The sequence below is a fragment of the Bacillus cereus group sp. MYBK220-1 genome, assembly GCF_051916445.1.
Classification (GTDB): Bacteria; Bacillota; Bacilli; order Bacillales; family Bacillaceae_G; genus Bacillus_A; species Bacillus_A cereus.
This window is the reverse complement of sequence record NZ_JBQAGQ010000001.1, coordinates 930,565-942,526: the sequence shown is the minus strand read 5'-3', so window position 1 is coordinate 942,526 and position 11,962 is coordinate 930,565. Positions and strand designations below refer to the sequence as shown.

The following is an 11,962-nucleotide window of genomic DNA, read 5'->3' as shown; positions in this document are numbered from 1 at the left end:
AGAATATAGGAGTTGAGAAAAACATCATGAAATACAAAGTTATATTATTCGACGTAGATGATACATTATTAGATTTCCCTGAAACGGAAAGACACGCATTACATAATGCGTTTGTACAGTTTGATATGCCTACAGGGTATAATGATTATCTTGCAAGCTATAAAGAGATTAGTAATGGATTATGGAGAGATTTAGAAAATAAAATGATTACGCTAAGTGAATTAGCAGTAGATCGATTTAGACAATTATTTGCACTTCATAATATAGACGTAGATGCACAGCAATTTAGTGATGTATATCTTGAAAACTTAGGGAAAGAAGTACATCTTATAGAAGGCGCAGTACAATTATGTGAAAATCTACAAGATTGCAAGTTAGGTATTATTACGAATGGATATACGATGGTGCAACAATCAAGAATCGGAAATTCACCTTTATGTAATTTTTTTGATCATATTATTATTTCTGAAGAAGTTGGTCATCAAAAACCAGCACGTGAGATTTTTGATTATGCGTTTGAGAAGTTTGGGATTACGGATAAATTAAGTGTACTAATGGTCGGAGATTCGCTAACTTCTGATATGAAAGGCGGAGAAGACTTCGGCATTGATACGTGTTGGTATAATCCGAGTTTGAAAGAGAATAAGACGAGTGTTAATCCGACTTATGAAGTGGAGAGTCTTCTACAAATTTTAGAAATTGTAGAAGTGGCGGAAGAAAAGGTAGCTTCATTTTAATCGTGCTGATATTTGTCGAAAAATCGATATATTGAAAAAATCGTTGATATATTGTAAGTTGTGATAGATATATTTGAAAAATCGTTGATATATTGTAAGTTGCGATAGATATATTGAAAAAATCGTTGATATATTGTAAGTTGCGATAGATATATTTGAAAAATCGCTCATATAAATTCATATACTAAGATATAGAACAAAAAAATAGAGCTACTATACAAGGTCATTCACGTGTTATAATGCGTGAATTAAATATGCGTATATAAATAGTTTCCTAGCGTGATGCGATGTCATGTATGATTAGTGTAACAACTAGAGGTGAATAAAGGATGTTAACGTTTTTATTTGAGTTAGACAAAAATCTCCCGCAGAAGGATGAGCCACGGTATGATGCTTATTCAAAGGGCTTTATCGAAGGAGATGTAACGATTTGCGCGAGTGACAGCGTATTTTTTCAAAAATCATGTATGAAGGTTGCAGAGCTGGGGATTTATTTAGGTCAGTGGATGGAACAAGTTCAACATGGGCAGAACGTGCCTATGAAATATGAAACGGCTGACCGTGAAGAGGTAATTCTTGGTTTCTTCTATGAAGAGGATCATAATCAATGGACTGTTTTTTCCAGCTGGCAAGAATTTGAACTTCAAGAGCGTATAGCTACTGCAACATTAATAGAGAGTGTTCAACGCTATTTGTATGAGCTAAATAAAGAACTGCGCATGATAGAATATCCTGTGACGTTTGATCAGTACTTAAGAGGAGAGCGAATGATGCAGCTCTCTTACAAACGACCGTGTGATAGCAAAGCAGATACGACACCGATAGAGGTTTATAATGGAAGTGAGCAAGTAGGTGTAGTAAGGGGCTATTATAAAAATACGCTGATGAGAGTGCTGGATTTTATTCCGAAAATTGGTAGTAATATTATTTATGAAATAAAGGATAGTAAGGACAATATTCGCGTCATTGCAAAGGATGTAAGTAGGCAGCGCCAAAGAAGGATTTTAGTAATGTACAAAGATAATCATGATGCAGAGCATGAAATACTTGTATGTGACGGAAAGTTATTGGATGCAAATTTCTTATTTACCTTTACATATAAGGCAGAAGAATATGTTGTTCATAAAACTTTATTTGGAATGGGAAAGTTATTACGAAAGGGCTATGTAATTGCAGATTGGAATATTCGTCTTGAGGAAGATATGTATTACATTGAGATGAATGTATATGATGAAGATTACATGCAGGATCAATACTTGCTATTAGGCGTATTTCATGCGGTTTTATATGGATAATCAATGAGAAATACCGTCATTCTTCTTGGAAAGAATGACGGTATTTTTTTTGTGATTCTTGTGACTGGACGTCTTTAATCAATCCTCAAAAATAAAAATCTCATCAATCGTACTATGTAATGCCTTCGCTATATCGTGAGCAAGTTGTAAGGAAGGATTGTATTTACCTTTTTCGAGATGACTAATTGTTTCACGTCGCACACCAACGCTCTTCGCTAAATCTTCTTGTGTCATGTTCAATTTGGCACGGTATTCTTTTATTCTCGTTACGAATGCCATGGTGCATCTTCCATTTCATCAATTGGTTTATCGAAAAAGAACATAGAAAAGCCGAATGTAAGAATGAGTGTGCCGAAAATAAGAGCGATATCAATCTCTTGTAGCGTAGGGTTTAGAAATAACATTTCAATAAACATAATGATTGTGGTAGTTAGTAACGTAACGATAAATGCATTGCGACACGATTTATTGACAATTTGTTCAAACAGTTCATCGTGTTGAACTGTTCTATACGATGTGAAAAAGGAGAAGAAACAGAACATAGTAAACAATCCTTTTTCATAAAAAAATCCGAGGAAACCGAAGAAACCGAGAAATCCTAAATATTTTATCCAAGTTGTTTTCATGATAGTTCCTCCTTATAGTGTTAGAAATAAATCACGTTATGTTATAAATATATCACATATGGATAGGAATGGTAATAATAGTTTTCCAGTTTGGTTCATAATAATAGTAAAAAGAGGAAATATGCTGCGAAATAAAGAGGATAATATTGTAAAATGGTTGTAAGGAGGGGGAGGAAGAAATGCTAACTTGGATCATGATCGTTGTATTACTTGTAGTGATTACTGTCATTGCGACGGTGTTAATTGGGCGGAATGGTGATGCAAATTATAGCAAAGCGACAAAGGGGAATATTAAACGCTTAACAATGATTTATATTATACTAGCTGTCGTTTTAGTTGTTGGATTAGGGGTGTATATTTATTTTAAAGGTTAAATATACTGAAAAATGTAAAAATCTTAAAATAGAACTATGCTATAATATCAATATAGTTATTTGGTAATTAAGGAAAGGATTGGATGAAATGATTGAAATTACGAATGTGTCAAAAAGTTATAATGGGTCTACCTATGCAGTAAAAGACTTAAGTTTATCTGTACCTAGCGGCGAAATCTTTGGATTTTTAGGACCGAATGGTGCGGGTAAATCAACGACAATTAAGATGATTACTGGTATTCACGGGGTGGACAAAGGGACTATTACGATTAACGGAAAAAATATTATGGAAGAGCCGATGGAAGCGAAGAAGACGTTTGGTTATGTACCAGATAGTCCAGATATGTTTTTACGATTAAAAGGAATTGAATATTTAAACTTTATGGCCGATATGTATGAAGTGCCGAAAGAAGTACGACAAGAACGAATAGAGTCTTTAGCGAAGAAGTTTGATCTTTATAATGCTTTATCTGATCAAATTCAAAGTTATTCGCACGGTATGAGACAAAAAATCGTTATTATTGGTGTGCTCGTACATGAGCCAGATGTATGGATTTTAGATGAACCATTAACTGGGCTTGATCCGAAATCTGCATATATTTTAAAAGAAATGATGAGAGAGCATGCGGATAAAGGAAAGATTGTATTTTTCTCTACACACGTATTAGAAGTGGCAGAAAAATTATGTGACCGCGTCGCGATTATTAATAAGGGAAACCTTCAGTTTAAAGGGAATTTAGATGAAATGAGAGATCATTTTAAATCCAATGAATCACTTGAAAAAATGTTCTTGGAGATGACGGGCAATGAGTAAAATTTGGACGTTAACGAAAGTATTATTGAAATTAAATTATGCAGATTTTATAACAGATAAGAAGAAGCGATGGGCGTATGTATTTTCATTTGCAGCTATTTTATTTGTCGGCTTTTTACTGTTTGGTTCTATCACGCATGCAATGTATGAGGGAATGATACATTTAGGGCAAGATCCAGGAATGATTATCGCAATGGGACTTGCGATTGCGAGTATATGGGTATTTTTAATGAGTATTACGAACATTTTAACTGTATTTTACTACAGCAATGACATTGAAATGTTATTACCATTACCATTAAAACCAGCGCAAATTATTTCAGCCAAATTTTTAACAGTATTAATTACACAATACGTAATGAGTTCATTTATTTTATTACCGATCTTTATTACGTACGGTTTAAAAAGTGGCGCATTTATTACATATTACATATATATGATTTTCATTTACTTACTCTTCCCAATTGTGCCGTTAGTACTAGCTTCGTTACTGATGACAGTTATTATGAGGTATACAAATATAGCGAAAAATAAAGACCGAGGAAATATATTTATTGGAATCGTAAGTATACTATTTATTGTAGGAATTAACGTATTTTTGCAGTGGAAAAATAAAAGTTCGTTTTCTGAAGATGCAATTGCGGATTACCTTGCAAACAACCAGTCTTCTCTTTTAGTACAAATGACAAACTATTTTCCAACTACATATTTTGGAGCAGTAGCATTAGTAGAAAATGCAAATTGGAAGGGACCTTTATATGTAATAATTTTTGCAGTTATTTCATTTGTCTTCTTTGTGTTGTTTTATTACATAGCAGAGCGTACATATTTAAAAGGGGTTATTGGACTTTCAACGAGTACAGCAAAGAAACAAGTTATTTCGGCGGAAGGTTTACAGAAATCAACAGTACAAAGTTCGCATTTAAAAGCGTATGTGAAAAAAGAATTTAAAACGTTATTCCGTACACCACAATTTTTCTTAAATTGCATTGTACAAACTTTCGTTATGCCAATTATGTTGTTCTTTATTTTATTTGTGCAAGATGGAAATTTAAAGTTTATTACAGAGTATATTAACAATTCAGAGACAACGGGATTTGCAATTGGTGTTGGCCTTTGTGCATCGTTATTTTTAATGGGTAGTAACGTCATTGCAACAACGTCATTTTCGCGAGATGGAAGCTCTTGGTTTGTGAATCGTTATTTACCAGTAAAGGCTTCGGATATCTTTTTTGCGAAAGCAATCACTGCTTGGTTAATTAATGTGATCATTTTAGCAGTATTCGGTATTACGATGGCAGTTGTAGCTGGGATTTCTCCAGTCTTTATGATACTGTGGTTTTTACTAAGTGCGAACGGGTTGTTATTCATTAATTTAATCGGAACACGCTGGGACGCGCAAACTGCAGATATTCATTGGGATACAGAGCAGAAATTATTTAAAAGTCGATATACAACTTTGTGGAATTTTTTAGCTAATATTTTAATAGCTTTAATTATTGTGGGGGGAGTAAGTGTATTATACTTCTTCCTTCATGTCGGACTGTGGGTTATGTTTATCGTTTTATTTGTAATGTTTACGATTGTAAATTATATCTTTATTAAAATGTTAAAATTAGGTGCTGAACGTATACTGTCAAATATTCAATAAGAAGATAGATCCTCTGTATTCATGCAGGGGATCTGTGTATAGATGGAGGAGAAAAAGGTGAAGAAAATAGCAATTGTAACAGGGGCAACTCGTCTGAATGGAATTGGTGCAGCTGTATGCAAGGTGCTTGCTCAAAAAGGGATAGACATTTTTTTCACGTACTGGCCAAAGTATGATAAAGCGATGCCATGGGGAATGAGTGATCAAGAACCCTTTTTGCTGAAAAAGGAAATTGAAAGTTACGATGTTCGATGTGAAATGGCAGAAATCAATTTATCGCAGTCTTATTCGCCAAATCGTTTGTTTTATATGGTATCAGAACGGTTAGGTGATCCATCTATTCTAGTTAATAATGCAGTATATTCTACTCATACGAGAATTGAGGAATTAGATGTAGAGCAGTTGGATAAACATTATACAGTTAATGTTCGGGCTACTATGCTATTAAGTTCATTGTTTATAAAACATTATTCACTTAAAACGGGCGGGAGTATTATTAATCTTACTTCAGGACAGTCAGTAGGTCCAATGCCAGATGAACTAGCATATGCAGCAACGAAAGGGGCAATTGAAGCATTTACAAAGTCAGTAGCACCAGTTGCGATGGAGAAGGGGATTACAGTGAATGCTGTAGATCCAGGACCGACGAATACAGGATGGATTACAGAGGAGCTGAAGCATCATTTAGTATGGAAGTTCCCGCAAGGTAAAGTAGGAGAACCGGTGGATGCTGCGCGCTTAATTTCTTTTTTAGTAAGTGAAGAAGCGAAATGGGTTACTGGGCAAGTCATTCACTCGAATGGTGGTTATTCATAAAAATATTATGTTAACAAATGTTGAGAAACAAAAAACGAAAGAAAATTTTATTTTTTTTGTATAAATAAAATGTCAAGAAAGATAAAAATTTGATAGAAGAGTATATCGTCATATGAAGATAGTAATTCTTAATGTGACAATATACTCTTTTTCTTTTACTTGCGAGTAGAAAAATGAAGTAGAAGAAACTCGAATATTAAAATGAGTTTATCAGTTTTTGTACGTATTATTATGAAGATTACTGTCGGAAAGATGATAATTCGTATGAAAAGGGATTTTTTAAGGGGGAATCGAATCGTAAAGGGGAGGATAAATTATGTAAAACATAGGGGGATTTATATGAAAATGAAAAAGGTCGCTATCGCATCGATAACAATTGGTACAATGCTTACTATGGCAGCTTGTAGCCCTTCAGCAGATAAAGAAACGGAAAAGAAAGAGCAAGTAACTGCGCAAAATGATGGAGAAGCAAAAACGACAAGTGCAGATGAAGCGTCAAAAACAACGAAAGATACTGAAAAAGAAACAAATACTTCTTCAAATGAAAAAACAGATAAGGATGCAAAAAATACGAAAGAATCATCAGGGACAGAAAGTAACGGCAAAACGTCAACTCAAAACGAAAATGTAAAAACAAAAGAAAAAGAGACGACAGGAAAAACGAATGATCAAACGACTAGCGGGAAAACAACAGATCAAAGTACAAGCACAAATAATAATGGAAAGACAACGAAAGATCCGAAGAAAAGTGTTGCTGTGAAAACGAATGTTAAAGAAGTTGTAGCATTAATTGATAGCTTGGACAAGCAGTTAGCTGCTAATCCAAAATTGGAAACAGTGAATAAGCTTGGCAAACAAATTAATGAAAAGTGGGATGTGATTGAAAAAGAGCTAGAAGCATCACATCCGACGGATTCTAAAACAATCGGTCAAAGTATGTATCCGTTAATTGTAGGAGCGGAGAAAGAAAAAATCGATATTAATAAAATGAAATCATTAACGACGAAAACGAAAAAAGATTTAAATCAGTTATTGACGAAACTTTCATAGTTTCAAAAGCCTACTCGTGTGAGTAGGCCTTTTTTAGTTTGTTGTAATGTGCACAGTATAACTTATTTATTTTCATTTTCAATTACGATGCGAAAGGAACTGAATGCTTGTTGACTGATATAATCTTCTTCGCTAACTTTATAAGGAAATGGAAAAGCGACGAGTTGCAAATTACTTTCCTGATCCACTGAAGGCAATGTGAAATTAAAGATTTGTCTTGTTTCAGGTGCAACCTTAGTATAAACGACTTTTCTATTGTTAAATATTTCAACTTGTTTCCAATCTTTAAAAGCCACGATTGCGTAAGTCATTTCATCATTTGTTTCATTACCGTTTGATAAAATTAATTGCTTGCCTTCCTTTTCAAAGAAGACAGTTTGTAAGTTCTCTTCACGGTTCGTAACAAATACTGGTTCGTAAAGACCATCTTTTAAAATAGCATCTGGATTTATAAGGGAGAGTTTTATTTTTTCGTTTTCTTTCTGAAGAGGATGCATTGAATATCGCATACTTAGAATATCTTCTAAAATAGCTGCTTTATTTAAGTTATTATCTTTTAATTTGTATTCAGGTTTTTTAATTATTAAAAAGGTTAATTCACTTGCATTAGGAGAAGTGCGTAAAGAGATTTTCGTAGTAATTGAACTGTTTGGTTTCATATCAAAAAAATAGTGTGATATTTCATTAGTAGTATCTTCTATTTTAAAAGGTTTTTGTTCGTAATCTTCTAGAACAATTAATCCATATTTTCGGTTTTCATTAATAGTATGTACGAATGATAATGTTACATTAATTTTATTATCCTCACTAGTAATTGTACTACCATTGTTAATATGTTGGCCTTGATTATCCTTCAATCCGTAAGAAATAGTATTGGTTTGTTGCTCTCGTTTATTTTCTATGGAAGGTGGATGAGGTTGTATGAATGAAGTATTGAACAAAATATAAATTGTAAGTAATGAAATAAGTAAAACACCGCTAATAATATATATTTGTTTCATAAATAGCACCTCAATATATGTAAAATATTAGAGAAAAAAGATATGCAAGATGCATATCTTTTTTCTCTTTCTTACCAGAAAGCTTTTGTTTCGTGATTCACATCATTATAACCACTTAATTTATAGGTATGATTACCGATAGCGTAATCATCTCCATAATAAATGCTTGTGTTGGTCGCTGTAGCACTTACAAAGGATGATTTTTTTGCACTATTACTTTTCGTATTCACTAATGAGCCATCGCCATTGAAAGTTCTTGCTTTTGCATAAACATAGTCTTCGGTCGTAGTTGATTTCGATTTAGCAACTGCATAGGGGTTACCAAAAAAGGGAGTATATACGCTAATGTTAGAGTCATTCTTAGGTGCAGCTGCAATAGTCAAACTAGGAACACTAGATGTTTTTGTTGATTGAATTGTATCAAAGTCAACTAAAACGGGCTGCTTGTCTACAGTATCGACCTCTGAAGCACTTGCGTTATTAGTAAAACCAAAACCTAAAACCGCTAACCCTAAAGTTGTCACCGATAAAGATTTTTTCATATTCACTAATTTTCCCACCTTTTTAAATTTTTGAGTTCGAACTCAATTCATACAATATATGAAAATTTCGAAACTCTCAATGGTTTATTCCATACTTAACTTTTCTTTTACTTTCGATTCAACATGTCTTCATTTGCAAAAAAGCGAATATATCTTCTAATGCTTAGCCAGCAAGGGATACAGGTTTAACTTTATGAAATTCGTGTAAATTTAAATCTATTCATGTCAGAATCTCTGTTATTTTTAAGTTCATATGGGAAACTTATTAAAAAAAGGATGGTGACAAAAATGACAATCGATCGAATTTGTACAATTGGACCCGCAAGTAATAATAAAGAAACGTTAGCACAGTTAATAAAGAATGGTATGAAAATTGTTCGACTGAATTTATCGCATGGCACGCATGAAAGTCATAAAGACATCATTCGTTTAGTGAAATCATTAGATGACTCTATTAAATTTTTGGGTGATGTACAAGGACCTAAAATAAGATTAGGTGAAGTGAAGGGAGAGCAAATTACACTTCAGGCAGGAGATTCTTTTATTTTACATACACAATCAGTTACAGGGAGTAATACAGAAGCGAGTGTTGATTATGAAGGAATTGCGAATGATGTAAAAGTAGGCAGTAGAATTTTAATTAATGATGGAGAAGTTGAATTAATTGTTGAAAAGATAAGTACGGACAAAATAGAAACGAAGGTAAAAACAGGTGGCAATATCTCATCTCATAAAGGAGTTAATTTACCAGATGCGGCTGTTCGTTTACCAGCTATTACAGAGAAAGATAAAAAAGATATTCAGTTTCTTTTAGAGGAGAATGTTGATTTTATCGCGTGTTCTTTCGTAAGAAAACCTAGTCATATAAAAGAAATACGAGATTTTATACAACAGTATAAAGAAACGTCACCTAATATAATTGCAAAAATAGAAACGATGGAAGCAATCGAGAATTTTCAAGATATATGTAAAGAAGCAGATGGAATTATGATTGCAAGGGGCGATTTAGGAGTAGAGTTACCGTATCAATGCATTCCGCTTTTACAGAAAATAATGATTCAGGAATGTAATCGAACGAATACATATGTCATTACAGCAACACAAATGCTTCAATCTATGGTAGATCATTCTATTCCAACAAGGGCAGAGGTGACTGATGTGTTTCAAGCTGTACTGGACGGAACGAATGCAGTTATGCTTTCAGCTGAAAGTGCATCAGGAGAGCATCCAATCGAAAGTGTAAGAACATTACGTCTCGTTTCAGAATTTGCGGAACATGTTAAAAAAGATGGACCTTTTGCGATGAAAGATGTACTGCAATTACTGCGTGAGTCTCTGGATGAGTAATAAATAAAAAGAGGGCGGATATACATCCGCCCGCGTGTTTTTCATTCATACTATTCTTGCTCTTGCTCATCCAAAATCTTTTCAAACGCAGCAGATACTTTATCAAACTCTTCATCATTTTCAATGTATGAAAACTCATTATCTTCTTCTACTTTTAAAAAGAAAATATCAATGTCTTCCTCAGTTTCTGTTTGGATATCTTCAACAAAGGCAACTGCAATATATTCTGCACCTTCGACATCCATCGCTCCAAGTACTTCTACTTCTTGCTCTTCGTTATTCTCATCACTAAGAGTAAACACTTCGCCAACTTCAATATCAGACATATTCATTCTCCTCCTGTTCGACTCTAAAAATAGAGCACTCAAACTGTATACATACTAACATATCTTTCCATGAAAAACCAAATTCATACGTAAGAAAACAATTCATTCTTCTTTAGTATGAGTATACAGCTATTAGGAGCATTATTTGTCTGTGCTATATTACTTAATCCATTCAACAATTGTATCCATAGTCTGTCTTGTTTTATCACGCTTTGGCTCTTCTTTACGGTAACCAAAGGCAACCATAACTGATACTTCAAGATTATCGCCTTGTATAATGCCTTCTTGACGAAGTAAAGAATCTACTTCCTCTTTATCAAATCCTTCTATTGGACAAGAATCAATACCGATTTGAGCTGCGCTCGTCATCATATTACCTAAAGCAATATAAGTTTGTTTAGATGCCCAATCAAATACAGCACGATCGGATTGTAATAAGTTAAAATCTGATTCCTGGAACTTTTTGAAGAATTCATATCTAATTTTTTGAGTGTCTTCAGGCAATCCAATAATATCGTTCATCATATATTTAATATACTCTGCATCATAATGCATATCTTTAATGTTTCTTGAAAGAACAATAACAAAATGACTAGCTGTTGCAAGTTGCCCACCAGCGCCCCATGAATACGGTTGTAGTTTTTCTCTTAATTCTTTATTTTGTACGACAATAAATTTCCAAGGCTCATATCCAAAAGAAGAAGGAGATAATCTGCCTGTTTCTAAAATGAATTTGAAATCCTCTTCTGAAATTTTGTGCATAGGATCGAATTCTTTACATGCATGTCTGAAATGAAAAGCCTCCATAATCTTTTCTTTTGTAATTTCATTTGTATTTGTCATAAAAGTTCCTCTTTTCATGAATTTATTTTTGTAAGTAAATTATATTTTTAAAGTAACACAGATACAAGTACGCACATTTATGTGGTATAGTATCAAAAAAGATACTATTGATAAGGGAAGGGATTTATTATGGATTGTTCAAATGAAAATAATATAAATTACCCATTTTTAAATAAATATTCTTGTCCAGTTGAAGCTATGGTTGAGGTGATTGGAGGGAAATGGAAAGGGGTAATTTTGTATCATTTATTAGATGGTACAAAGCGGTTTAATGAATTAAAAAGATTAAAACCAAATATCACACAAAGGATGTTAACACTGCAGCTGAGAGAACTTGAAGCTGATGGGATTATACATCGTGAAGTATACCGTGAAGTACCACCTAAAGTTGAATATTCGTTAACTGAGCTTGGTGAATCACTACGTCCAGTGATTCTATTAATGATGGAATGGGCAACTCATAATATGGAGAAGGTTTTGGAGAATAGGAATACGAAAAATAATAGTTAAGAGTTGAAATTGATATAGACGAGTTATGTG

15 protein-coding genes are annotated in these 11,962 nt (G+C 33.4%); 9 read left to right on the top strand and 6 right to left on the bottom strand.

The features are described from left to right. Positions 1–26 precede the first annotated feature (26 nt). Both ACTFRU_RS04785 and ACTFRU_RS04780 read left to right on the top strand, forming a co-directional pair. Positions 27–737, top strand: coding sequence for a YjjG family noncanonical pyrimidine nucleotidase (locus ACTFRU_RS04785; protein ID WP_000875908.1), 711 nt, complete (start codon positions 27–29; stop codon positions 735–737). 329 nt (positions 738–1,066) lie between these two features. Beyond that, on the top strand, positions 1,067–2,032 hold the full coding sequence (locus tag ACTFRU_RS04780; RefSeq protein WP_000955103.1) for a tubby C-terminal domain-like protein: 966 nt from the start codon (positions 1,067–1,069) through the stop codon (positions 2,030–2,032). Positions 2,033–2,110: 78 nt separating this feature from the next. Here ACTFRU_RS04780 and ACTFRU_RS04775 read toward each other — a convergent pair whose 3' ends face one another. After that, on the bottom strand, positions 2,111–2,311 hold the full coding sequence (locus ACTFRU_RS04775; protein WP_000896323.1) for a helix-turn-helix transcriptional regulator: 201 nt from the start codon (positions 2,309–2,311) through the stop codon (positions 2,111–2,113). Then, positions 2,299–2,658: a DUF3796 domain-containing protein gene (locus ACTFRU_RS04770; RefSeq protein WP_088362248.1), complete on the bottom strand. Its 360-nt coding sequence runs from the start codon at positions 2,656–2,658 to the stop codon at positions 2,299–2,301. The genes ACTFRU_RS04775 and ACTFRU_RS04770 overlap by 13 nt, the downstream gene beginning before the upstream one ends. Positions 2,659–2,837: 179 nt before the next feature. Between ACTFRU_RS04770 and ACTFRU_RS04765 the strand changes: the two genes are divergently transcribed. The 5 genes from ACTFRU_RS04765 to ACTFRU_RS04745 all read left to right on the top strand — a co-directional run bounded on the left by ACTFRU_RS04765 (position 2,838) and on the right by ACTFRU_RS04745 (position 7,363). Continuing rightward, positions 2,838–3,032, top strand: a complete 195-nt coding sequence (locus ACTFRU_RS04765; protein WP_000958863.1) for a hypothetical protein — start codon at positions 2,838–2,840, stop codon at positions 3,030–3,032. A gap of 88 nt (positions 3,033–3,120) precedes the next feature. Next, positions 3,121–3,846 (top strand): ABC transporter ATP-binding protein, encoded by a 726-nt coding sequence (locus ACTFRU_RS04760; RefSeq protein ID WP_000570206.1) that lies wholly within the window; start codon positions 3,121–3,123, stop codon positions 3,844–3,846. Then, positions 3,839–5,497: a putative ABC transporter permease subunit gene (locus ACTFRU_RS04755; RefSeq protein WP_088362247.1), complete on the top strand. Its 1,659-nt coding sequence runs from the start codon at positions 3,839–3,841 to the stop codon at positions 5,495–5,497. The genes ACTFRU_RS04760 and ACTFRU_RS04755 overlap by 8 nt, the downstream gene beginning before the upstream one ends. 57 nt (positions 5,498–5,554) lie before the next feature. Next, positions 5,555–6,313 carry an SDR family oxidoreductase gene (locus ACTFRU_RS04750; RefSeq protein ID WP_000716965.1) on the top strand — a complete coding sequence of 253 codons (759 nt, stop codon included), beginning with the start codon at positions 5,555–5,557 and terminating at the stop codon, positions 6,311–6,313. Positions 6,314–6,652: 339 nt separating this feature from the next. Further along, entirely contained in the window at positions 6,653–7,363 is a 711-nt protein-coding gene (locus tag ACTFRU_RS04745; RefSeq protein ID WP_000782542.1) for a hypothetical protein, read from the top strand. Positions 7,364–7,425: 62 nt separating this feature from the next. On the opposite strand, the gene ACTFRU_RS04740 is transcribed toward ACTFRU_RS04745, so the two are convergent. Next, on the bottom strand, positions 7,426–8,364 hold the full coding sequence (locus ACTFRU_RS04740) for a hypothetical protein (RefSeq protein WP_000810153.1): 939 nt from the start codon (positions 8,362–8,364) through the stop codon (positions 7,426–7,428). A gap of 71 nt (positions 8,365–8,435) precedes the next feature. Then, positions 8,436–8,912, bottom strand: coding sequence for a hypothetical protein (locus ACTFRU_RS04735; RefSeq protein ID WP_001056353.1), 477 nt, complete (start codon positions 8,910–8,912; stop codon positions 8,436–8,438). Between the two features lie 282 nt (positions 8,913–9,194). Between ACTFRU_RS04735 and ACTFRU_RS04730 the strand changes: the two genes are divergently transcribed. Further along, positions 9,195–10,253: a pyruvate kinase gene (locus tag ACTFRU_RS04730; RefSeq protein ID WP_000151083.1), complete on the top strand. Its 1,059-nt coding sequence runs from the start codon at positions 9,195–9,197 to the stop codon at positions 10,251–10,253. Positions 10,254–10,303: 50 nt separating this feature from the next. Here the strand turns inward: ACTFRU_RS04730 and ACTFRU_RS04725 are convergent, their stop codons facing one another. Together ACTFRU_RS04725 and ACTFRU_RS04720 are read right to left on the bottom strand one after the other, a co-directional pair. Next, positions 10,304–10,585, bottom strand: a complete 282-nt coding sequence (locus ACTFRU_RS04725; RefSeq protein ID WP_002005464.1) for a DUF1292 domain-containing protein — start codon at positions 10,583–10,585, stop codon at positions 10,304–10,306. Between the two features lie 153 nt (positions 10,586–10,738). Continuing rightward, entirely contained in the window at positions 10,739–11,422 is a 684-nt protein-coding gene (locus ACTFRU_RS04720) for an NAD(P)H-dependent oxidoreductase (RefSeq protein ID WP_000185709.1), read from the bottom strand. A gap of 129 nt (positions 11,423–11,551) precedes the next feature. Between ACTFRU_RS04720 and ACTFRU_RS04715 the strand changes: the two genes are divergently transcribed. Continuing rightward, positions 11,552–11,932 (top strand): winged helix-turn-helix transcriptional regulator, encoded by a 381-nt coding sequence (locus tag ACTFRU_RS04715; protein WP_000340659.1) that lies wholly within the window; start codon positions 11,552–11,554, stop codon positions 11,930–11,932. Positions 11,933–11,962: the final 30 nt, after the last annotated feature.

Bases quoted from the DNA above. Each gene is read 5' to 3' on its own strand.
- ACTFRU_RS04785 (WP_000875908.1), top strand. From the start codon at position 27: ATGAAATACAAAGTTATATTATTCGACGTAGATGATACATTATTAGAT.
- ACTFRU_RS04780 (WP_000955103.1), top strand. From the start codon at position 1,067: ATGTTAACGTTTTTATTTGAGTTAGACAAAAATCTCCCGCAGAAGGAT.
- ACTFRU_RS04775 (WP_000896323.1), bottom strand. From the start codon at position 2,311: ATGGCATTCGTAACGAGAATAAAAGAATACCGTGCCAAATTGAACATG.
- ACTFRU_RS04770 (WP_088362248.1), bottom strand. From the start codon at position 2,658: ATGAAAACAACTTGGATAAAATATTTAGGATTTCTCGGTTTCTTCGGT.
- ACTFRU_RS04765 (WP_000958863.1), top strand. From the start codon at position 2,838: ATGCTAACTTGGATCATGATCGTTGTATTACTTGTAGTGATTACTGTC.
- ACTFRU_RS04760 (WP_000570206.1), top strand. From the start codon at position 3,121: ATGATTGAAATTACGAATGTGTCAAAAAGTTATAATGGGTCTACCTAT.
- ACTFRU_RS04755 (WP_088362247.1), top strand. From the start codon at position 3,839: ATGAGTAAAATTTGGACGTTAACGAAAGTATTATTGAAATTAAATTAT.
- ACTFRU_RS04745 (WP_000782542.1), top strand. From the start codon at position 6,653: ATGAAAATGAAAAAGGTCGCTATCGCATCGATAACAATTGGTACAATG.
- ACTFRU_RS04740 (WP_000810153.1), bottom strand. From the start codon at position 8,364: ATGAAACAAATATATATTATTAGCGGTGTTTTACTTATTTCATTACTT.
- ACTFRU_RS04730 (WP_000151083.1), top strand. From the start codon at position 9,195: ATGACAATCGATCGAATTTGTACAATTGGACCCGCAAGTAATAATAAA.
- ACTFRU_RS04725 (WP_002005464.1), bottom strand. From the start codon at position 10,585: ATGAATATGTCTGATATTGAAGTTGGCGAAGTGTTTACTCTTAGTGAT.
- ACTFRU_RS04720 (WP_000185709.1), bottom strand. From the start codon at position 11,422: ATGACAAATACAAATGAAATTACAAAAGAAAAGATTATGGAGGCTTTT.
- ACTFRU_RS04715 (WP_000340659.1), top strand. From the start codon at position 11,552: ATGGATTGTTCAAATGAAAATAATATAAATTACCCATTTTTAAATAAA.